This is a genomic window from Salinisphaera hydrothermalis C41B8 (genome assembly GCF_000732535.1).
Classification (GTDB): domain Bacteria; phylum Pseudomonadota; class Gammaproteobacteria; order Nevskiales; family Salinisphaeraceae; genus Salinisphaera; species Salinisphaera hydrothermalis.
Genome location: NZ_APNK01000005.1, coordinates 1 through 20,961, shown reverse-complemented (window position 1 = coordinate 20,961; position 20,961 = coordinate 1). Strand labels below are relative to the sequence as shown.

General features: G+C 63.9%; 16 protein-coding genes. 6 read left to right on the top strand and 10 right to left on the bottom strand.

Annotated features, from left to right (window positions below):
* The first annotated feature begins 66 nt into the window (after positions 1–66).
* Positions 67–936, top strand: a complete 870-nt coding sequence (gene htpX, locus C41B8_RS05140) for a zinc metalloprotease HtpX (RefSeq protein ID WP_037335060.1) — start codon at positions 67–69, stop codon at positions 934–936.
* A gap of 84 nt (positions 937–1,020) precedes the next feature.
* Here the strand turns inward: htpX and C41B8_RS05135 are convergent, their stop codons facing one another.
* The 4 genes from C41B8_RS05135 to C41B8_RS05120 form a co-directional block, all read right to left on the bottom strand.
* Complete coding sequence (locus C41B8_RS05135; RefSeq protein WP_037335057.1) at positions 1,021–1,452, bottom strand: CBS domain-containing protein; 432 nt, start codon at positions 1,450–1,452, stop codon at positions 1,021–1,023.
* A 120-nt stretch (positions 1,453–1,572) separates the two neighbouring features.
* Positions 1,573–2,229 carry a DUF6655 family protein gene (locus C41B8_RS05130; RefSeq protein ID WP_037335054.1) on the bottom strand — a complete coding sequence of 219 codons (657 nt, stop codon included), beginning with the start codon at positions 2,227–2,229 and terminating at the stop codon, positions 1,573–1,575.
* Positions 2,230–2,400: 171 nt separating this feature from the next.
* The gene (locus tag C41B8_RS05125; protein ID WP_037335051.1) at positions 2,401–4,641 is read right to left on the bottom strand and encodes an NADP-dependent isocitrate dehydrogenase; all 2,241 of its coding nucleotides are present in this window, start codon (positions 4,639–4,641) and stop codon (positions 2,401–2,403) included.
* Positions 4,642–5,017: 376 nt separating this feature from the next.
* Positions 5,018–6,337 (bottom strand): DUF2252 family protein, encoded by a 1,320-nt coding sequence (locus C41B8_RS05120; RefSeq protein ID WP_037335049.1) that lies wholly within the window; start codon positions 6,335–6,337, stop codon positions 5,018–5,020.
* A 252-nt stretch (positions 6,338–6,589) separates the two neighbouring features.
* Here C41B8_RS05120 and C41B8_RS05115 point away from each other — a divergent pair, with 252 nt between their 5' ends.
* Both C41B8_RS05115 and pdxY read left to right on the top strand, forming a co-directional pair.
* Positions 6,590–7,789 carry an MFS transporter gene (locus C41B8_RS05115; protein ID WP_037335046.1) on the top strand — a complete coding sequence of 400 codons (1,200 nt, stop codon included), beginning with the start codon at positions 6,590–6,592 and terminating at the stop codon, positions 7,787–7,789.
* A 106-nt stretch (positions 7,790–7,895) separates the two neighbouring features.
* A complete protein-coding gene (pdxY, locus tag C41B8_RS05110; protein ID WP_037335043.1) occupies positions 7,896–8,771 on the top strand; it encodes a pyridoxal kinase PdxY in 876 nt (291 codons plus the stop codon).
* Positions 8,772–9,014: 243 nt separating this feature from the next.
* Here pdxY and murI read toward each other — a convergent pair whose 3' ends face one another.
* Entirely contained in the window at positions 9,015–9,830 is an 816-nt protein-coding gene (gene murI / locus C41B8_RS05105; protein ID WP_415752824.1) for a glutamate racemase, read from the bottom strand.
* 157 nt (positions 9,831–9,987) lie between these two features.
* Between murI and C41B8_RS19375 the strand changes: the two genes are divergently transcribed.
* Positions 9,988–11,178 (top strand): GGDEF domain-containing protein, encoded by a 1,191-nt coding sequence (locus C41B8_RS19375; protein ID WP_198025060.1) that lies wholly within the window; start codon positions 9,988–9,990, stop codon positions 11,176–11,178.
* A 141-nt stretch (positions 11,179–11,319) separates the two neighbouring features.
* On the opposite strand, the gene C41B8_RS05095 is transcribed toward C41B8_RS19375, so the two are convergent.
* The 4 genes from C41B8_RS05095 to C41B8_RS21010 all read right to left on the bottom strand — a co-directional run bounded on the left by C41B8_RS05095 (position 11,320) and on the right by C41B8_RS21010 (position 17,479).
* The gene (locus tag C41B8_RS05095; RefSeq protein ID WP_051883114.1) at positions 11,320–14,340 is read right to left on the bottom strand and encodes an FAD-binding and (Fe-S)-binding domain-containing protein; all 3,021 of its coding nucleotides are present in this window, start codon (positions 14,338–14,340) and stop codon (positions 11,320–11,322) included.
* 86 nt (positions 14,341–14,426) lie between these two features.
* A complete protein-coding gene (locus C41B8_RS05090) occupies positions 14,427–15,359 on the bottom strand; it encodes a hydroxymethylglutaryl-CoA lyase (protein WP_037335040.1) in 933 nt (310 codons plus the stop codon).
* Positions 15,356–16,597: a CaiB/BaiF CoA transferase family protein gene (locus C41B8_RS05085; RefSeq protein WP_051883113.1), complete on the bottom strand. Its 1,242-nt coding sequence runs from the start codon at positions 16,595–16,597 to the stop codon at positions 15,356–15,358. Before C41B8_RS05085 ends, C41B8_RS05090 begins: the two co-directional genes overlap by 4 nt.
* Positions 16,598–17,026: 429 nt before the next feature.
* The gene (locus tag C41B8_RS21010; RefSeq protein ID WP_037335038.1) at positions 17,027–17,479 is read right to left on the bottom strand and encodes an Lrp/AsnC family transcriptional regulator; all 453 of its coding nucleotides are present in this window, start codon (positions 17,477–17,479) and stop codon (positions 17,027–17,029) included.
* Positions 17,480–17,580: 101 nt separating this feature from the next.
* Between C41B8_RS21010 and C41B8_RS05075 the strand changes: the two genes are divergently transcribed.
* Entirely contained in the window at positions 17,581–18,180 is a 600-nt protein-coding gene (locus tag C41B8_RS05075) for a LysE family translocator (RefSeq protein WP_037335037.1), read from the top strand.
* An 82-nt stretch (positions 18,181–18,262) separates the two neighbouring features.
* On the opposite strand, the gene C41B8_RS05070 is transcribed toward C41B8_RS05075, so the two are convergent.
* A complete protein-coding gene (locus tag C41B8_RS05070) occupies positions 18,263–19,168 on the bottom strand; it encodes a LysR family transcriptional regulator (protein ID WP_037335036.1) in 906 nt (301 codons plus the stop codon).
* A 120-nt stretch (positions 19,169–19,288) separates the two neighbouring features.
* Between C41B8_RS05070 and C41B8_RS05065 the strand changes: the two genes are divergently transcribed.
* Complete coding sequence (locus C41B8_RS05065; RefSeq protein ID WP_037335034.1) at positions 19,289–20,455, top strand: alpha/beta fold hydrolase; 1,167 nt, start codon at positions 19,289–19,291, stop codon at positions 20,453–20,455.
* Positions 20,456–20,961 lie beyond the last annotated feature (506 nt).

Below are 20,961 nucleotides of genomic sequence, written 5' to 3'. Positions count from 1 at the left end.
TTACGTTGCAAACGCCGTTATCTTGAGCGAGAGGGCAAAACCTCTTTGTTGAGGAGGGTGTGTGGTATGAATGCGTTGCGGACGACCGTATTGCTGGCTGGCCTGACCGTGTTGCTGGTCCTCGTGGGCGGGGCGCTGGGTGGCCGTGGCGGCATGGTGATTGCGCTGATTTTCGCTGCCGCGATGAATTTCGGCAGCTACTGGTTCTCCGATCGCCTGGTGTTGAAGATGCACGGCGCGCGTGAAGCCTCGCCAGCCGATGCGCCCGAGCTGTACAACGTTGTGCGTGAATTGGCACAGCGTGCACAGCTGCCCATGCCCCGTGTGTTCGTGATGGAGTCGGATACGCCCAACGCCTTCGCGACCGGTCGTAATCCGTCGCATGCGGCCGTGGCGGCGACTACGGGGCTGCTGCGGATGATGAACCGGGAAGAGCTCCGCGGCGTGCTCGCGCACGAGTTGGCGCACGTACGGCATCGCGACACGCTGATCAGCGCGGTGGCGGCGACTTTCGCCGGGGCGATCACCATGATCGCCAACATGGCGCAGTGGGCGATGTTGTTCGGCGGTTTTCGCGGCAACGACAATCGCGACGGGGCAGGCGGCATGCTCGGGGCCCTGGCCACCATCATTCTCGCGCCGCTCGCGGCCGCGCTGATTCAGATGGCGGTTTCGCGTTCGCGCGAGTTCGCGGCCGACAAGGGGGGCGCCGAAATTTCCGGCAACCCGATGGGCCTGGCCAGCGCGTTACGCAAGCTCGAGCAGGCCAATCAGGCGCATCCGATGGCGTCTGCCGAGCACAATCCCGGCACGGCGCATCTGTTTATCGTGAATCCGTTGGCGGGCGTGAACATCGGCAAGCTGTTCTCGACCCATCCCCCCACCGCCGAACGAATCCAGCGGCTGGAAGCCATGAGCGGCCGCGCGCGAATGTAAGCCAGCCAGCCGGACAACGATCAAAAAAAGGCCGCCGAAATTTCGGCGGCCTTCTTTTTTCGGGCCGGTATGGCGCATGTTGCGCTATTGGCCGGTAATGTATTGCTCCAGCTGCTCGATCATGAATTCCTTGTCGGCGATCACGCCCTTGACCAGATCGCCGATCGATACGAGCCCCACGAGCTTGTCGTTATCCATGACCGGCAGATGCCGGAATCGCTTGTCGGTCATCAGGGCCAGGCAGCCTTCGATTTCCTGTGAAGGCGACACATAGGCCACGCGCTGGGTCATCACGTCGCGCACCGGGGTTTCCCGGGACGAGCGGTTTTCAAGCACGAGTTTGCGGGCATAGTCGCGTTCCGAAAGCAGGCCGACCAGCCGCCCGGAATCCATGACCAGCACCGCGCCGATATTCTTGTCGGCCATCAGCTGCAGGGCGTCGTAAACCGATTCGTCCGGTCCCACAGTCCAGATGTCGGACGATTTATCGCGAAGTAAGTCGTTGATGGTCGTCATGGGTCTTGGCTCCTCCCTGAAAATCGTGGAATTCAGATCGTACCGTGATCTGTGGGGGAATCACGATAGAGGAGCCGACCCGGATGCACGTTCTCGCGCCCGCCGCCGTGGCGCGACCGGTCAGTCGGCGCCAGTCGGCGCGTGCGACGGCGTCTTGCCGTTCATCCGCTGCTGGGCCTCTTGCGGCAACAGATTCTGGTGTTTCCAGCTGATGCCGAGGATTGAAGATCGATCGTAGTGCGAGAAGCCGTACACCGGTCCAACGATATCCTGCATGTCGCCGGTCTTGGCGTTGTAGAACGCGACCCCGAACTTGGCGACACCCGTGCGACGCGCTTTCTTGTAGAACGCGAGCTCCGGCGTTTTCACGGTGCCGGTCAATGGGATCGGGATCGGGATGCTGGGTATGCCGAACAGGGTGTCGGATTGGTCGATCGACAGGGCCCCGTTGCTCACCTCGGCGATGGTGTCGGCCTTGTCGGCCGAGCCGACGAGTTTGTAGCCGTCTGCCAACAGTTGCGACTGAATCCGGGCAACGGCGTATTTGGTCCGATATTCCGAATCGTCGGTGAATTCGCTGGTATCGACGTAGATCGAGTTACCCTTCGGCACGTTCGGCTTGATTTGCGCACTCGCAAGATCGGCGGCTGTCGAGAGCATGAGCTGCTCCCGCGCCGTCTGAGTCGGCTGGGTTTCGCGGACCGTGGTGCATCCCGCCATGGTGATGCTGGCGCAGATGATGGTTCCCGTAATGAGGATTCGACTCGACTTGGCCATGAGCTCCGGTGGTTTCGATGCGACAGGTAATCGAGCCTACCAGAGCGGCGCCACGCGAGCGTTAGTTCTATCGAAACGGCGACGGCCAACGTCGTTGTCTAATAAAAAAAGACCGGTGCAGCCGAAGCTTGCACCGGTCTGGTCCGAACATTCCGAACGATCGGTCGCCGGTTATTTCCGCTTCGCGGCCACCATTGCGATCGTCTCGTTCAGCGTGACGCTCGGCCGCATGACCTCGGTCGCCCGCTTCGGGTCGAGGAAGTAGTAGCCGTTGAGATCGACCGGCTCACCCTGAACCGAGTTCAGTTCCTCGACGATCTTGGCCTCGTTGGCTTCCAGCGCGGAGGCCAGCTCGGCGAAGGTCTCGGCCAGCTCGCTGTCTTGCTTCTGGTCGGCAATCGCGCGGGCCCAGAACATGGCCAGGTAAAAGTGGCTGCCGCGGTTGTCGAGTTCGCCGACCTTGCGCGAGGGCGACTTGTTCTCGGACAGGAAGCGGCTGTTGGCCTGGTCCAGGGCCTCGGCCATTACCTTGGCGCGCTGGTTGTCGAAGGTCTTGCCGAGATGCTCCAGCGAGGCGGCCAGGGCCAGGAATTCGCCCAGCGAATCCCAGCGCAGATGGTTCTCGCGCTGCAGCTGGCGCACATGCTTGGGCGCGGAACCGCCGGCCCCGGTCTCGAAGAGGCCGCCGCCGGCCATCAACGGCACGATCGACAGCATCTTGGCGCTGGTGCCCAGCTCCATGATCGGGAACAGATCGGTGAGATAGTCGCGCAGCACGTTGCCGGTGACCGAGATCGTGTCCTTGCCGGCCCGCACGCGTTCCAGCGTGTGGTTCATCGCCGCGACCGGCTCCATGATCCGGATATCGAGCCCATCGGTATCGTGCTCGGGCAGGTACTTGTTGACCTTGGCGATGATCTGGGCGTCGTGGGCGCGGTTCTCGTCCAGCCAGAACACGGCCGGCATGCCCGAATCCCGGGCCCGGGTGACGGCCAGCTTGACCCAGTCGGCAATCGCCGCGTCCTTGGCCAGGCACATGCGCCAGATGTCGCCCTTATCGACCTCGTGCTCGAACACCGTCTCGCCGGCGCTGTTGGTCACGCGGACCGTGCCATCGGCCGGAATCTGGAAGGTCTTGTCGTGCGAGCCGTATTCCTCGGCCTTCTGCGCCATCAGACCGACATTGGGCACCGTGCCCATCGTGGTCGGATCGAAGGCGCCGTTCTTCTTGCAGTCCTCGACCGTGGCGGCGTAGATGCCGGCATAGCAGCGATCCGGGATCAGCGCTTTGGCTTCGTGCTGGTCGTCGTCGGCGCCCCACATCATGCCCGAGTCGCGGATCATGGCCGGCATCGAGGCATCGATGATGATGTCGTTGGGCCAATGCAGGACCGAAATACCGCGATGCGAATCCACCATCGCCAGCGGCGCGGATTCTTCATTGACGCGGGCGATCTCGGATTCGATCGCCGACAGCTTGTCGTCGGGCAGCTGCTGGATGTTCTTGTACAGATCACCCAGACCCGAACGCGGGTCGAAGCCGACCTCGTGCAGCGTGTCACCGAACTTGTCCATCACGTCCTTGTAGAACTGGGTCACCACCCAGCCGAACATGATCGGGTCGGAGACCTTCATCATCGTGGCTTTCAGATGCACCGAGAACAGCAGGTTCTTGGCCTTGGCGTCGGCGATCTCGCGATCGATGAATTCGCGGAACGGCTTGGCATGCATCGCGGCCGTATCGACGACCTCGCCCGCCGTGACTTCAATGTCCTTCTTCAGAACTTTCGCGTCGCCGGATTTCGGATGCAGCGTGACGGTGAGTTTGTCGGCCGCGTCGAACGTGGTCGATTTTTCCGTGGCATAGAAGTCGCCGTCGTCCATATGGGCGACTTCAGCCTTGTTGTCCGATTCCCAGGCACCCATGCGGTGCGGATACTTGCGCGCGTAGTCCTTGACCGAGGCCGGGGCGCGACGGTCCGAGTTCCCCTGGCGCAGCACCGGATTCACCGCGCTGCCCTTGACCTTCTCGTAGCGCTCGGCGATCTCTTTTTCCTCGTCCGTTTCCGGCTCTTCCGGATAGTCGGGGATCTTGTAGCCGGCGTTCTGCAGTTCGGCGATCGCTTCCTTGAGCTGCGGTACCGAGGCGCTGATGTTGGGCAGCTTGATGATGTTGGCCGACGGGTCCGCCGTCATCTCGCCGAGCTCGGCCAGATCGTCGGCCGCTTTCTGTTCGTCGGTGAGATAGTCGGGGAAGTGGGCGATGATGCGCCCGGCCAGCGAAATATCGCGGGTCTCGACACGGATGCCGGCCGAGTCGGTATAGGCATCGATGATCGGCAGCAGCGAATGCGTGGCCAGGGCCGGCGCTTCGTCGGTGAGCGTATAGATGATCTTCGGCGTGTCGGACATCGTCGCGTTTCAACCTCGCAGAGCTTGTGGTGATCCCACTGGGGTGGGGATGGTGACCGTATTTCGCAAGCCGTGTCGGCGCGCTGCGCCGAGGGCGAACGGTTTTTCGGCTAGACCGGTATGTATCGTCGTCGTTGGACCCATCCGCATCGTCGATATTATCGATGATCCGAATGGCTGGTTTATGCAGCTATTGTACGACAGGCGCTCGAGGCGTTGCCCGGGCGGTCGCATACCGCGCGTTACAGGGGCGCTATTCTAGTGCCTGTTGCCGTTTCGCACGAGTCTGCGCGGCATCGCCGGACAATCAGCGTGGCCGGGTCGCGTTTCCGGACGGGCACCGCGCCCTGTTGTGCGGCAAGGCCAGGCCCCATGATCATGCGCTCGCCGTTTGATCGCTCGGCGCGCGTTGGGCCATGAACGCGGCGTAGTCGTGGCGGGTACGTTCGGCGTAGGTTTCGGCGAACTCGACGATTAGCCGTTTGAAGGTTTCACGCTCGGTGCCGATGCGCTCGCCGATGGTTCGGGCAAAACGGGCCGGATTGTCGGGTTCCAGATAAGCCGCCCCGCGCAGATGTTCGCGCGCCAGGATGCGGCCCCTTTGGCGGGTCAGATTGCGATAGGCCTTGAACCCGCCGATCTTGTGGGTGGGAAAATCCTTCTTGTACGGCGAGCGGCGCTTGACCGAAAACCAGGCATCGCCCAGCGACAGCCAGCCGATGTAGGCATCCGGGTGTTGCGACAATGCCCGCGCGGCGGCGGCATGGCGGTCGCCTTCGTGCTCGAACTCTTCATTGCGGTTGTGCACGCGCGCCTCGTCGAACACCGCCAGCGCGGGCGGTTCGGTCTGCTGCTTGATGTCGAGGATGAGATAGTCGTCGGCGTCGTGCGCCTGTTCCCGCGCCAGCGCATAGAAGCGATCTGCCCCCAGCGAGCCCGTGCCGGCATCGATGCGACGGGCGATATCCACGACGCGTGGCTCGCGCCGTAGCCCGTCAGCGTCCGCGACGAGGGTGGTCGGATACTGTTCGGTCATCGCCTTGTGCAGCTGAGCGCGTTCGGCGGCCGACACGCCGCCCAGTTTGCGGTACTCGGTATCGAAGACGCGCTCGCCGTCGTCGCCGGGTACGGTCCATTTGTCGAGCTGGCGATTTACGCCGCGCTTCTTGAGCACCTTGGCCATGAAGTGGTCCAGCGGCGGGTCTTCGTAGGCAACGTGGATTTCTTCGGCCAGACGGCCCTCGGCGAGGGTGTCGAGATAGCTGGTGACGAAATGACGTATCGCACGGCGGGCCTTGTCGCGCGGTAGTCCGGCGTTTTCCTCGGCGTCCAGCATCATCGAGGCCGCGTGGCGCCACAGGTCGTACTGATAATCGCCGACGAAGGCATCGTCGAAATCATCCATGCCGAAATGCACGCCCTGCCGATCGTCGCCGTAGGCGCCGTGGTTGTGCACATGGGCATCGCCCTGCAGCCATGTGCGCGTATCGGGCGCGCCGCCGTACAGATCGATGCGCCAGTCATGAGCGACATCGGCCCAAAATAGATGATTGGTGCCGCGAAAGAAGCGATAGGGCGAGCGCGCCATCTTGGCGTACTTGCGGTGTCGATCGATGTCGCGAAGATCGCGGTTCTGTACGTCGATCGCGTCGATGACGCGCTCTTCCCGACTCGGGCGTTCGCCGTGACCGGCCATGGCCGCTCGTGTTGATGCGTTCTCTTCGCGACTCTACGTCAGCCCCTTGTCGACGGCAAAAACATTGAATCAAGCGGCGACGACGGACGCCGCGACAGCCGTCGATTTTTATACTGGGACCGGTTCCGCGTGACATTGCCCGAAAAACCGCCTGAATCTTTATCTAATACTTTAGTCTTAGGAGCAATGCGTGTATCCTGAGGGGCGATTTTCCTCAGGGCCCGTGTCGGGCCGTTTCCCTGCGATCTGCTTATGCCGAACAGAGTGCTCCAAGTGCTGGTGTTCGTGGCGCTGGCGACCGGTGGTTTCGCGATCGGCACGACCGAATTCGGAACCATGAGCCTGCTGCCGCTCATCCAGCACGCCTTCAACATCGGTGAATCGACCGCTAGCCATATCATCAGCGCCTACGCGCTGGGCGTGGTGGTCGGTGCGCCCATCATCACCGTGCTGGCCGCGCGCGTCTCGCGCAAACCGCTGCTTATCGGCCTGATGGCGGTGTTTGCCGTGGGCAACGGCATGAGCGCGCTGGCGCCGAGCTATCACTGGCTTATTCTGTTCCGCTTTATCAGCGGTCTTCCGCATGGCGCTTATTTCGGGCTGGCGTCGCTGATGGCGGCGTCGGTGGTCAAACCGCATCGTCGGACGCAGGCGGTGGGCTATGTGATGCTCGGGCTGACGCTGGCCACCATCCTGGGTGTGCCGGCGGCCACCTGGCTTGCGTCGCTTGCCGGCTGGCGGGCCGGCTACTGGACCGTGACCGCCATTGCGCTGGCCGCCGGCGTTCTGATCATGATCTTCGCGCCGTACCAGGGCGCGCACAGCGATGCGCATCCGATGCGTGAGCTGACCGCGCTGTCCCGGCCCAACGTCTGGCTGACGCTCGCCATCGGGGGCATCGGTTTCGGTGGCGTGTTCGCGGTGTATACGTATCTCACGACCACGCTGACCCACGTCACGCATATGTCGAGCGCCCTGGCGCCGGTCGTGCTGGGTATTTTCGGCGTGGGCATGACGATGGGTAACATGATCGTGCCGCGCTTTGCCGATCGGGCCCAGATGCCGACCGCCGGTGCCATGCTGGTCTGGAGTCTGCTGGCCTTGCTGGCGTTCCCGCTGGCCAGCCACAACGGCATCGCCGTCACCATCGATGTTTTCTGCATCGGGTTCGGCGTCTCGCTGGCGGCGATCCTGCAAACACGCCTGATGGACGTGGCCGGCGATGCTCAGAACCTGGCCGCGGCGCTCAACCATGTGGCCTTCAACTTCGCCAACGCGCTGGGCCCGCTCCTGGCCGGCATCGTGATCGCGTTCGGCTTCGGCGCTGAAATCGCCGGCTACGTCGGGGCGGGGCTGGCCGTGGCCGGGCTGGTCATCTGGGCGCTGACCTGGAACTACGATCGCCGGGTCGGCCATGTGCCCAACGCCACGCCCTCGGAGGCCGTGCACTAAGAGCCTATTGGGATAGGCTCTAAACGGCGACGCGTTCCTGCGCTACGCTGCGCGGGCCGGCGTTGCCGGATCGACCCCGTCCCCGAAACCACAGGAGCGATACGTCATGAGCGACATCATCTCCATCCAGAGCCATGTCGCTTACGGTTATGTCGGCAACCGGGCCGCGGTCTTTCCGTTGCAGCGGCTCGGCTGGGACGTCACCGCCATCAATACGGTGCAGTTCTCCAACCACACCGGTTATGGGCGATTCACCGGCGACGTGTTTTCCGCCGATCATATTCGCGACGTGGTCGACGGGATCGAAGCGCTGACCGGTTTCGCCCGCGTACGCGCGCTATTGACTGGTTATATGGGCGATCAGACCACCGGCGCCGCCGTGCTCGATGCCCTGGCGCGCCTACGGGCCGTGCGGCCCGAGACGCTGTACTGCTGCGATCCGGTGATGGGCGACACCGGCCGCGGGTTCTTCGTCCGCGAAGGGCTGCCCGAATGGATGCGCGACCAGGCCGTGCCGAGCGCCGACATCGTCACACCCAACCAGTTCGAACTGGCCTGGCTGGCCGGGCGCGAGATCGTTACACGCGACGATGCAGTGGCCGCAGCGGCGGCGCTGCGCGAACGCGGCCCACGGGTCGTGCTGGTCACGTCGCTGGTGGTCGATGACAGCGATGCCGATCGCATTGCCATGCTGGTGGATACCGCGGCGGGTAGTTGGCGGGTCTCCACGCCGATGATCGCGTTCGAAACCCCACCGAACGGCGCCGGCGACTTCACGGCCGCCATGTTTCTCGCCGGCTGTCTCGATTATGGTCTGGGCGACGACGGGCCGGCGCGAGCGCTGGCGCGCACGGCTGCTGCGGTCAAGATCCTGTTCGAGGCGACTCGTGCTGCCGGTGGCCGCGAGCTTGCGTTGATCGCGGTCCAAGACGATATAGCCGCCGCCGTGGACGCCGGCGTCGCAATCGAGCGTCTGCGTTAGGAGACATATCGTGAGCATTCTGCGCCCCGGGCTGGTCCCCCGGCCTGACTTCCGCCTGGCTGGCGGGATTTGCGGCCCAACCCGAAGGGACACGCGCCCTTAAATTAACGACACGATGGCAATCCAGCGTTGTCGCTCGCTCGCGCAGAACGACTACGCCACGTTCGCTACGCCTCATCTTGCGGCCCCTGGTTAATTTTCAGGGAGCACTTGGCGCGGACCCGCACGAAACGGCAACAGTCCCTAGAACGTCGTCGGCGGCGCCAGGCCCAGGCGTGCCAGCCCGGGTGCGAGCGCGGCGCAAGCGTTCGCGGGCCCGGTCGTCACAGTAACGCCGGGTACGGTATGCTGCGGCCACGGTTGGCCGTGGAGCAGGGTGGCACAGCGCCTGGCAATACCTTCGGCTCCATCGACGAACCGGACGTGCGCGGGGGCGACGCCCTGTAAAGCGTCGGCCGCCAGAGGAAAATGCGTGCAAGCCAGCACGATGGTATCGATGGCGTTTCCGTCCGGCTGTTCGAACAGCCCCGCGAGCGCGTGCCGGGGGGCATCGGGATCGGCGGGCGTTTGGTCACGCAGCGTCGATTCCACATAGTCGACCAGAGTAGGGGCGCCATGACGCAGTACGCGGCAGTCGGCCGCAAAACGACGGGTCAGATCGTCGACATAGGCCTGTCGGACGGTGGCGCGGGTGCCGAGCACGCCGATCACGCGGGTGGCCGAACAGGCAGCGGCGGGTTTGATCGCCGGCACGGTCCCTACGACCGGCACAGCAAGCGCGTCACGAACCGTCGCCAGGGCAATGGTCGAGGCCGTGTTGCACGCAATCACGGCCAGTCGCGGCCGATAGCGTTCGACAAGACGCCCCAACAGAGCCGGAACCCGCGCGGTCAACTCGGCGTCGTCGCGCTGGCCGTAGGGGTAGCCCGCGCCGTCCATGGCATACACCACCGGCGCCGTAGGCAGGTGGCGTCGTATCGCTTGCAGCACGGAGAGGCCGCCTACGCCGGAGTCGAAAATCAGGATCGGCGCGTCGGTGACAACCGAATCAGACACAATGGAAAGCACAGCATGAACGGAACCCAAGGCCTATTGTCGCGGCCACGGCCTGGTTTCGCCACCGGTTACTGCATGCGCGCGGTTCAGCCGCGATGGCGCGTCTGATGGCACGGTGTGGCCCTCATTCGGTGATCTACCCGTTGCTGTATTCATGACGATGTCAGCGGACGACGGCCGCGCCGGGGAATCCGCAGCCGAGCGTGTCGCGCGGCATCAGCGGGTTCGGTTGCGACGGCTGGGTCTGTCCTGTATTTCATACGCGTTGCAGATTGCACTGGCCGTAGTGATCGCGCTGCTCGGGGCTGTCAAACCCATGGTCGCAATGGGCTATGCGATGGCGCAGTGCGTCATCGTGGCGAGCTTTTATCTAGCGTTTCGCACGGGTGTCAATCTGCGTTCGTCCGAGCCGAATCTCACGCTGGCCCAGGTGCTTGCGCCCGCGCTCCCGGGATTGTTACTGCTCTATGCGCTGGATTCGGCCGAGTCGCAGGCCGCGCTGGTGCTCACCACCGTAGTGCCGTTGCTCTACGGCACGCTCGACCTGAGCATGGGTAGTTTCATCGTGGCCGTGACGGTCTATACGGTCGGCTATCTGGTCGTGGTGTTCAGTCACGGTCTGTTGCACGCTCATGAGGGTCCGTTCTTCCACAACTGGATTCTGGCGGCCTCCCTGGCAATCGTCATGCCGCAGATCGTGTTGTTGAGTGCGCTCATCAACCGGCTGCGCCGAACGCTACGCGAGCGCAACCATGAGGTGCGCGAGGCCATGAGTCGGATAGAGGCCATGGCGGTGCGTGATCATCTCACCGGCTTGTACAACCGCCGTTGGCTGATGGACATGCTCGATCGCGAACGCACCCGCTGCCAACGCGCTCCCTATGTGTTTTGCGTGGCGTTGATCGATGTCGACCACTTCAAACAGATTAACGACACTTACGGGCATGCCGTCGGCGACGAGGTGCTCAAGCGGCTGGCGCGCCTCATGGCCGATGGCGTGCGCGAGATCGACAGTTTCGGACGTTTCGGCGGCGAGGAATTTTTATGGATCGTGCCCGATACCGATCTCGAGCATGCGATGGAAGCCGCCGAGCGTCTGCGGCGCCAGGTCGCCGAGCTCGTCTTTCATGGCGAGGACGGTACCGACTTTTCGATCACGCTTTCGATGGGGATCGCCCAGAACGACAGTAATCGGCGTCTGCCTAACCACACGCTATTGCGCCTGGCCGATCGCGCGCTCTACGACGCCAAAGCGGGCGGCCGCGATCGGGCGGTGGGTGCGCCACGCGAGGCATCGGGGCGTGTGGACCATCCGGCCGCGGGGCGCAAGCGCGGTCGCGGGCGGCCATGATCCGTAGACCGCCGCCTTATGGTGTTGGTCTCCAAACAGCGGCATTTATCAGCCTCTGCCATCGCATCGCGGCCGGTGGCTGACCGCGGCGAGCGCGCGATCATCTATACCCGTGGTTAACTCCACAAGTCATTAGCGTGGTCAGGCCCGTAACGCAGCCAACAGCACTTGCGCCGGATGCTGGGCCGTTTTCTGCTGGAAACGCGCGATCTGGCTCCGGCAGCTATAACCCGGGACCAGCGGTTGCGGTGTCGATGCTGCCAGGGTTTCCGCCCACGACAGCTCGAAGATCGCCTGCGAGGTGTCGCGATGTCGGGCTTCGTGTCCATACGCGCCGCTCATGCCACAGCAGCCGACATCGCCGGTTTCGAGCACCAGCCCGAGATGTTCGAACGCATCGCGCCAGGCCCGGCTGCTGGCCGAGGATTCGGTGCGCGCCGTGCAATGATTGAACAGTCGATAGGTGGGGGACGCGTCGGCCACGACCGAGGGCGCCTGCTCGCCGAGCGCCGCGGCGAGCCATTGCTCGAACGGCTGCACCGGCAATGCCCGGCCGATGGCCTGGCGATAGTCCGTATCCAGCGCCAGCGTCACGCTAGGCTCGATGCCGACAAGCGGCCGTCCGTGTTCCGCCACGGCCTCGACAACGCGGGCATGGCGGTTCGCGGTGCGTTCGAACTCGGGCAGAAAGCCTTTGACGTGCAGCGGCTTGCCGCTGGCTGAAAACGGGACCACCTGGGGCCGGTAACCCAGCGCCGCGATCAGTTCCACCACCGCGATGGCCACCGGGGCGTCGAAGAAGCTGGTGAAGGCATCCTGGAAGACGAACACGGTGCGCTTGCGCTCGCGGTCGTCCATCAGCGCCCAGCTATCCGGCGTATAGCGGTATGCGGGATACTGCTTCAGCCAGGCGGGGAGGCTCGGCCGGCTGAGCGCCGGCGGATCGACCAAGCCGAGCTTGTCGGCGAGGATGCGGCGAAGCGCCGGCACACGCAGGGCGGTATTGGCCAGACCCGGCAGCTTTGCCGCCCACGCCGCGCCGGTCTCGAGCCCGGCCAGCGCGTAGTCGGCCGGTGGCCGAGCATAGCGGCCGTGATACAGCGCCAGGAACTCGCTCTTGAACGTCGGCACGTCGACGCGAATCGGGCACTGGGTCGCGCAGGCTCGACAGGACAGACAGCCGTCCATCGCTTGCCAGACCTGATGCGAGAAATCCGCTTCGGGATCGGTGGGCGCAGCACCCAGGTCCCGTGCCGCACGCAGCCACAGTGGCGATTCCGCCGGCACCAGATCGGCGGTGGTCTGACCGGTCGCGGCGAGCTGGCGCAGCCATTCGCGCATCGCACTCGCGCGGCCTTTCGGCGAATGCAGCCGATCACGGGTGGCGCGATACGAGGGACACATCACATGCGCCGGATCGTAGTCGAAGCAAGCCCCGTTGCCGTTGCACTGCATGGCGCCGGGAAAAGCCGTGCGCTCATCGGCCGGGATTTGCCGGTCGAACGTGCCGCGGGTCGGTGCATCCATGGCCGCGATCGGCACACGCTCGGGCTCGAGCGCCACGATCTTACCCGGGTTGAGCTGGTTGCGCGGATCAAACGCCCGCTTGATATCGCCGAGCGCGCCATACAGCGGCTCGCCGAAGAACGGCCGGTTGTATTCCGAGCGATAGCCCTTGCCGTGCTCGTTCCAGAGCAGGCCACCGTAGGACTCGGCCAGATGGCGTACCCGCGTGGTGATTTCGCGCATGATGCGCTCATCGTCCGGATCGGTCAGATCCAGCGCTGGTCGCACATGCAGACAGCCGACGTCGATATGCCCGAACATGCCGTAGGCGACGCCGTATTCATCAAGAATCGCCCGAAAATCGGCGACGTAGTCCGCCAGAACGCGTGGATCGACCACCGTATCCTCGACGAACGGCAACGGCTTTTTCGCCCCCGGCGTCGAGCCGAGGAGGCCGACGCCGCCCTTGCGCAGATCCCAGAGCGCCGCACGCTGCTCGGCCGATTCGGCGCGATAATGCCCGGTCGCACCGGCTTCGTCGTTGTTCAGCGCCGCGTCGAGTCGACTCGCGCCCTCGGGCAAGGCATCGCGGCCGGCAAATTCGACCAGATTGACCGCGCCGGGCGTGCTGCCGTCGGCGTTCTCGATCATGTCCCGCACCCGCTCGTAGATCGGGTTGTCGCGGGCCAGCCCCATGACTTTTTCATCGACCGATTCGATCGCGCTCGGGTCGTATTCGACCAGCCGCTCGGCGTCGCGCAGGGCCGCGTCGAAGCTGTCGTAGCGCAGCGCATAGAGCACCGTGGTGTTCGGGATGGGCGTGAGCTTGAGGGTGAGCTCCGAGACCAGCGCGAGCGTGCCCTCGGAGCCGCCGATCAGCTTGTTGAGATGACAACGCCCCTGTGCGTCGACCGCCTGGGCCAAGTTGTAGCCGGACAGATAACGAGACAGATCCGGGAAGACGCGTGCGATCTCGCCGCGATTGTCGTCGATGATGGATTTGACGCGATCGTTGATGGCCGCGATGCGCGCGTCGGGCGCGGGGGCGTCATCACGCGAGTCGATCACATGCGCCGCGCCGTCGGTAAGCACCACGCGAGTGGCCAGCACGTGATCGCTGGTTTTGCCGTAAATGCGCGAGCCCTTGCCACAGCCGTCGGTATTGGCCATGCCGCCGAGCGTGGCGCGCGAGGAGGGGGCGACGTTCGGCGCGAAGAACAGATCGTGCTCGGCCAGCGCCGCGTTCAATTGATCCAGCACTACGCCGGGCTGAACGATGACCTCGCGCGCGTTGGGATCGATCGAGACGATCCGGTTCATATGCCGCGAGCAGTCGAGCACGAAACCGGCGGTTAGCGAGCAGCCGATGGTACTGGTGCCGCCGCCGCGCGGGGCGAGATAGACCGCCTGGAACTCGGGCTCGGCAAGCGCGCTCGCGACGCGCTCGATATCGGCTTCATCCCGCGGAAAGAACACGCCGGCCGGCAGCGTCTGAAAAGCGCTGTTGTCGGTGGCCAGCGTGATGCGCGTCGCGTAGCTCGTATCGATATCGCCGGTAAAGCCGAGCGCGGCGACGCGCTCGACGAAGGCGCAGTGTAATGAGTCGAGGGCGTGCTCGGGCGGCAGGGTCGGCAGCATCAGAATCCAGCGGAGCAAAGCGTTGCCCGCAGGATAAACCCGATCGCGGTTGTCCGGCAGCCAGGCCGTCGAAACAAGCGGTTAGGCTTGTTTCGCGGGCATGATCATTGGCGTTCAGCTACGGCCGCCGGCAGCGGATAGCGCCGATCCGCCTTGCCGGCCTTGACGACCTGGCCTGGGACGTCGTGGCCGATGAGTTCGGGCAGGGTCTCGCTGGTCGCGATCAGAGCGTCCAGGTCGACACCGGTGGACACGCCCATACACTCGAACATATGCACCAGATCTTCGGTGCAGATATTGCCCGAGGCGCCCGGCGCGTAGGGACAGCCGCCGAGGCCGCCCAGGGCAGCGTCAAAGTGTCGGACGCCGACCTGCCAGGCGGCCAGCGCGTTGGCCAGGCCCATGCCGCGGGTATTGTGCGGATGCAGAGTGAGCCTGATGCGTGGATGGCGTTCGTGCACGGCCTCGCAAAGGGCCGCCACCTGCAACGGGTTGGCCACCCCGGTGGTATCGCAGAGCGTGACGCCGGCAATGCCAAGATCTTCGATGCGATCGACGATCTCCAGCACGCGCGCGGCGGGCACCGTGCCTTCGAATGGGCAACCGAAAGCCGTGGAGATGGACGCATTCAGGCGTGCGGACGTACCTTCGGCCGCGCGGACCATGTCGGCGAAGCGCGCCAGCGACTGGTCGGCGGTCATGCGCAGATTGGCGCGGCCGTGGCTATCGGAGGCCGACATCACGAAATTGAGTTCGTCGGTGCAGGCGTCGAGTGCACGCTCGACACCTTTCGCGTTCGGAATCAGGGCCACGTAAACGACGTCAGCAGCGCGCCGGATGCCGCGCATCACGTCGGCGGCATCCGCCAGATTCGGGATCGCCTTAGGCGAGGTGAACGAGGTCGCCTCGATCTTGGCCAGCCCGGTGGCCGACAGCCGGTCGATGAAGGCGATCTTGTCGGCCGTCTCGATCCAGCGGGCCTCGATCTGGAAGCCGTCACGGGCAGCGACGTCGTTGATGAATACGCGATCGCTCATTGTCCATGCTCCGAGTCGTACAGAACGCCGCGCTCGTACAGCGCGTCCTGGGTTTCTCGATCGATGCCCAGTTCGTCCATCACCGCGCGGGTATGCGCGCCCAGCGCCGGGCCGCCGCCCTGGATGCGCCCGGGCGTGCGCGACAAGCGCGGCATCACGGCCGGCACTTTCAGCTTGCGCCCTTCGGCGGTGGTGATGGTCTCGATCATGCGACGGGCCGCGTAGTGTTCGTCGGCGACGATGTCGGCCGCGGTGTAGGGCCGGCCAGCCGGCACGCGGGCGGCTTCGAGCGTCGCCAGCACGTCCTCGCGCGAGTGGGCGTGGCTCCATTCGGCGATGGCGCCGTCGATCCGCTCGGCCTGCTTGGCGCGGCCGTCGTTGTGAGCCAGATCCGGGTCCTCGGCCAGATCCGCGCGGCCGATGGCGGTCATCAGGCGCTTGAAGATCGAGTCGCCGTTGCCGGCAATCAGGACTTCCGAACCATCGGCGCAGGGATAGGCATTGGACGGCGTGATGCCGGGCAGGGCGCTGCCGCTTGGCTCGCGCACCACGCCCGCCGCATCGTATTCCGGAATGAGCGATTCCATCATCGCGAACACCGATTCATACAGCGCCACGTCGATGTACTGGCCCTGGCTGGAACGGGCGCGTTCATGCAGCGCCAGCAGCGCGCCGATCACGCCGTACAGCGCGGCCAGCGAATCGCCGATCGATACCCCCACGCGCACCGACGACTCGCCGGGATGCCCGGATAGATAACGCAGGCCGCCCATGGCTTCGCCGATGACGCCGAAGCCGGGCAGGTCCCGATACGGCCCGGTCTGGCCGTAGCCGGAAATCCGCACCATGATCAAGCCGGGGTTGATCGCGGCCAGATCCTCCCAGCCGAGTCCCCATTTTTCCAGCCGTCCGGGCGAGAAATTCTCGATCACGATATCCGCCTCGGCGACCAGCTTCTTCACGATCGCCTGGCCGTCCTCGGATTTCAGATCCAGCGACACCGAGCGCTTGTTGCGCGTCTGCACATGCCACCAAAGCGACGTGCCATCGCGCATCACCCGCCAGCGGCGCAGCGGATCGCCGGTGCCGGGCGGTTCGATCTTGATCACATCGGCCCCGAACTCGCCGAACAGCTTGGCCGCGAACGGCCCGGCAATCAGCTGGCCAAGTTCCAGCACCTTGATGCCGGACAGAGCCTGATTGGAAGAGTGGGGCGAAGCGGCGGAGGGTTCGGTCATGGCGGTCACCGTTTGGAATCCGCCACTACGCTAATCCGGCCGGGCCACGGCGACAATTGCTGGGTGGACAAGCGAGGTTTCGTGGTTCGTTAAGTCTCGTTGCCGTCGTTCGCCAGTGACTGTCCGCAGATCAACGCAGATAAGGCAGGCATAGGCACGTCGCGCGACGAGATGATGGGGCCACGACGCAGTTGTCCGGCCTTGCTCCGTCTCTATTGCCGATCAACGGGTCTTCGTCGAGGCTAGCGGAGTACAGTTAGGCTACCTGTGTAGCGTCGGCTATCGGCCCATAGCAGACTGTCGGAAAGCTCGAAAACACGTGCATCAGCCAAGTTTCGCGCGATCAACGCGGTCTCTACAGAGAGGTCGAATCCTGCGACCGACGAAGCCGGCGATTCGAATCTTGACACGCCACGTCCCGATGATCGCTCAAGCGCGTTCGTCCTTGGGCGAGTGCATCACTAGATAGGTTGTGATCGCGCTCACATAAGGGTGTGTGCCGAGCCTTTCGGAATGGAAACGCTTATAGCTGGCGAGGTCTTCGCTCTCTATACGGAGCAGATATTCGAAGGTTCCAGCAACGTTGTGGCACTCGATTACCTCCTCGGCTTGTCGCATCGAGTTTTCGAAGTCTTCCAGCGCGGCCTTGGAATGCAGTGATAGGCCAACGCTAACGTAAGCCACAAAACCGTGGCCCAAACGTTCGGGGTCGGTGACAACACGGTAGCCTCGGATGACACCCGCACGCTCGAGTTCTTGGACGCGGCGCAGGCAGGTCGACGGCGAGAGATTGACACGTTCTGCGAGCTCCACGTTGCTCATTCGCCCGTCATGCTTCAACTCGTGCAATATTCGCCGATCTTTCGCGTCAATTTTTTTCATATATTGCAAATTATTAGATATAAACGATCAAATTAGACCATATACTGCGAAAAGGACCGATTAAAATTGCTGCAGGTTTGATCGCAATAAGTGAATGTGCCATGAGTTTTTCCGTATTGGCGGCTCTTTTCGGCTTTGCCTTCGTAACCACGGCAACCCCGGGCCCGAATAACCTGATGCTGATGGCGTCGGGCGCGAATTTCGGATTTCGCAGAACCTTGCCGCATATGATGGGGATCGTCGCCGGCCTTACGGCGCTGACCTGGCTCGCCGGCGTCGGGTTGATTGCTCTGTTCGACACTTATCCCGTTGTTCGTACCGTGCTTCAGGCCATATCGATTGCCTACCTGCTCTGGCTTGCGTGGAAAGTGGCTACTGCCGAACCGTTGAAAGAGGCATCAACGGACCGTCGCCCCATGACTTTCGTGCAGGCCGCGGCCTTCCAGTGGGTAAATCCGAAGGCATGGGCGATCGGCTTGTCGGCGATCACGATTTACGCGCCCGACCGTTCGCTTCTATCGGTCGCGCTTGTTGCGGCGGCCTTTGCGCTGGTCTGCTTCCCGGCGATTTCGGTATGGGCCTGGTTAGGCACGATTGTCCGTGAGTGGTTGTCGAACGCCCGACGCCGGCGGGTCTTTAACATCGCGATGGCAGGCCTGCTTGTTGCGTCGCTTTATCCGGTGATCGGGCTGGGGGGATAAGGTGGGTCCGCTTTGGGTCGAGTGCGGACACCGTGCACGCTTGAGCTCGCATGACGCGTTCCCTTGAGTACTCATTTGTTCTCTAGCTGAACCACTCATCCGGCCGGCCAAACCATTCCTCGAGCAACTCGATGAAGCGGCGAACTTTGGCGCCGACCAAACGGGCCGAGGGATAGACCGCATGAATGCCGAGGCTCCGGGTGGTGTAATTCGTCAAGATTTGTTCCAAGTCCTGGCTGGCAAGATGCCGGTGGAAGACAAAGCTGGGGCCGTAGGCGATGCCGGCGCCGCGTAGGGCGGCGGCCAGCAGCATTTCCATGTTGTTGGCCGAGAACCGTGATCGACCTGCCACGTTGTGCATCTGGCCGGTGGCGTCGGTGAAACCCCAGTCGTCCGCCGAGATGGCTTCGCTAAACGCGAGCCGATCGTGGTGGCTCAGATCCGCGGGGGACGTCGGGCGGCCGTGTTCGGCGAGATAGGACGGGGCGGCGCAGGCGATCATCTCGGTGCGTGCCAGGGGGCGCGCCACTAGGCTGGAGTCCGGCAGGTCGCCGATGCGAATGGCGACATCGAAACCGCCGGCCACAAGATCGACAAAGCGGTCGTCGAGCGTCATCTCGACGTCGACATCGGGGTAGCGCTGAATATACTCGGCGACCGCGCCGCCCATGTGCAGTGCGCCGAACGTCGTTGGGGCGGTGACGCGCAATGTGCCACGGGGCTGGTCCTGCAATTCGCGAGCGGCGCGGTCGGCGTCTTCGAGCGATTCGAGGATGTGCCGGCTGCGTTGGTAATAGTCTTGGCCGACGTCGGTTAGATGGAGGCGACGGGTGGTTCGGTGCATGAGTCGCACGCCCAGCGACGCCTCGATCGCGGCGAGATGCTTGCCGGCCATGGCCGGCGTTATGCCCAGGGTTCGTGCCGCCGCCGCCAGGCTGCCGTGTTCGACGGCCGCTGTGAAAACCGCAAGTCCAGTGAATCGGTCCATGGTTTATTCGATACCTATATTATCGAGTGCATATCGCAGGCGACGGATTATCGCCTGAATCGAGGTCTTCTATGATCTGTTTCGGCGTTTGAGCTGTCTCTCACTCATAGGAGTTAAACCATGAAGATCACCGCGAACGGGCTGACGCTGCATGCCGACGACAGCGGCAGCGGCTCTCTGGCCCTTGTTTTTCTACACTACTGGGGCGGCACGGCACGGACCTGGCACCCGGTGATGGCAGCGCTGCCGGCGAATCTTCGCAAGGTCGCGCTGGATGCTCGGGGATGGGGCCAGTCGGATCGTCCGGACGACGGCTACGATATCGCCACCATGGCCGATGACGTTGAAGCAGCGGTTGCCGCTCTCGACATGGATCGCTATGTGCTGGTCGGGCATTCGATGGGCGGCAAGGTGGCCCAGCTGCTGGCTTCGCGTCGGCCCGGCGGTTTGGCGGGGCTCGTACTGGTGGCGCCGTCGCCGGCCGAGGGTAAATCGTTGCCGCAGCCGGAACGCGACGGGATGGCGGCTGCCTATGCCGCGCCGGAATCGGTCGGCTGGACGATCGATAATGTTCTGACCGAACGGGCCTTATCGCCCGCGATGCGCGATCAGGTGATCGCCGACAGCCTGGGCGGGGCAGAAGCTGCCAAACAGTTCTGGCCGCATGGCGCGATTTCGGAGGATGTGAGTGCCGATCTGGCGCGGATCGACGTGCCGGTTCGGGTGATCGGCGGCCAACACGACAAGGTCGATGGCGTGGATATGCTGCGACGACTCGTGCTGCCATCGCTGCCCGGCGCGACGATGCAGGTCCTGCCGGACGTTGGGCATCTCATACCGCTGGAGGCGCCGCAAGCGCTGGCGTCGGCCATCGTCGAATTCGTCGACACCGAATGTTCGGGTGTATGTCGTACGGCGACACGGCCGGAGCAGGTGCCCGCCGTATTCGATGCCGCAATCAATCGCGGCGATCTCGACGCGGTGATGTCGCTCTTTCACCCGGAGGCAAAGATGCGGATGCAGGATGGCCGCACGATCGCCGAAGGTCACGGCGCACTGCGCGAGGCAATTGCTCGGTTAATGGCCGCACGGCCCCAAATACGTAACGGCGTTCGCCGGGTCATCGCGAGCGGGGACGTCGCGCTACTGCTACTCGACTGGACAATCCGTATGACGTCGCCCGATCACGACGAGATCGTAGAGCGCGGCGTTGCGACCCAGGTGGCCGAACGCAACGCCGATGGTATCTGGCAGCTGCGGATCTCGAACCCTTTGGGGATCGATTAAGAGCCTATTCCATTAGGGCGTGTTGAGGTTTCGTGCGAGTCCGCGCCAAGCGCTCCCTGAAAATTAACTAGGGGCGGCAAGACGAGGCGTAGCGAACGTGGCGTAGTTGTTTTCTACGCGAGAGAGCTATAACGCTGGATTGCCGCAAAACAGCGCTTGTCCCGAAGGGTTGGGCCGCAAATCCCGCCCGGCGGCGTTGCGAGTCTGGGTCGTGGCACGCCACGACGCGGCGACTCCCGCCTTGCCGGTCACGATTTGCGGTCTCCAACGCGGCGCTCGCACGAAACCTCAACACGCCCTAGGACGGCGCGGACTGCGGCGCCTGCTCGGGCGGTAGGGGTAGGAAGGGGCGACGCGGTGTGGTGGCGCCACACAAGGCGCCTCTGACACCGCCCTGGGCCCGAGCGGGTGCCCCGAAGGGCTGGTCTGAGCGCGCACCCGGCGTAAGCGTCCGGGCGCCCCCTCTGTTTTGAGGCTGTGCGGGTGGTCAAGATACGACCTCACGC

Coding starts and splice junctions, on each gene's coding strand:
- C41B8_RS05065 (WP_037335034.1), top strand. CDS start 19,289: ATGAAGATCACCGCGAACGGGCTGACGCTGCATGCCGACGACAGCGGC.
- C41B8_RS05130 (WP_037335054.1), bottom strand. CDS start 2,229: ATGGCCAAGTCGAGTCGAATCCTCATTACGGGAACCATCATCTGCGCC.
- C41B8_RS05075 (WP_037335037.1), top strand. CDS start 17,581: ATGAGTTTTTCCGTATTGGCGGCTCTTTTCGGCTTTGCCTTCGTAACC.
- C41B8_RS05120 (WP_037335049.1), bottom strand. CDS start 6,337: ATGGCCGGTCACGGCGAACGCCCGAGTCGGGAAGAGCGCGTCATCGAC.
- htpX (WP_037335060.1), top strand. CDS start 67: ATGAATGCGTTGCGGACGACCGTATTGCTGGCTGGCCTGACCGTGTTG.
- C41B8_RS05115 (WP_037335046.1), top strand. CDS start 6,590: ATGCCGAACAGAGTGCTCCAAGTGCTGGTGTTCGTGGCGCTGGCGACC.
- C41B8_RS05070 (WP_037335036.1), bottom strand. CDS start 19,168: ATGGACCGATTCACTGGACTTGCGGTTTTCACAGCGGCCGTCGAACAC.
- C41B8_RS19375 (WP_198025060.1), top strand. CDS start 9,988: ATGTCAGCGGACGACGGCCGCGCCGGGGAATCCGCAGCCGAGCGTGTC.
- C41B8_RS05125 (WP_037335051.1), bottom strand. CDS start 4,641: ATGTCCGACACGCCGAAGATCATCTATACGCTCACCGACGAAGCGCCG.
- C41B8_RS21010 (WP_037335038.1), bottom strand. CDS start 17,479: ATGAAAAAAATTGACGCGAAAGATCGGCGAATATTGCACGAGTTGAAG.
- C41B8_RS05090 (WP_037335040.1), bottom strand. CDS start 15,359: ATGAGCGATCGCGTATTCATCAACGACGTCGCTGCCCGTGACGGCTTC.
- C41B8_RS05135 (WP_037335057.1), bottom strand. CDS start 1,452: ATGACGACCATCAACGACTTACTTCGCGATAAATCGTCCGACATCTGG.
- C41B8_RS05085 (WP_051883113.1), bottom strand. CDS start 16,597: ATGACCGAACCCTCCGCCGCTTCGCCCCACTCTTCCAATCAGGCTCTG.
- pdxY (WP_037335043.1), top strand. CDS start 7,896: ATGAGCGACATCATCTCCATCCAGAGCCATGTCGCTTACGGTTATGTC.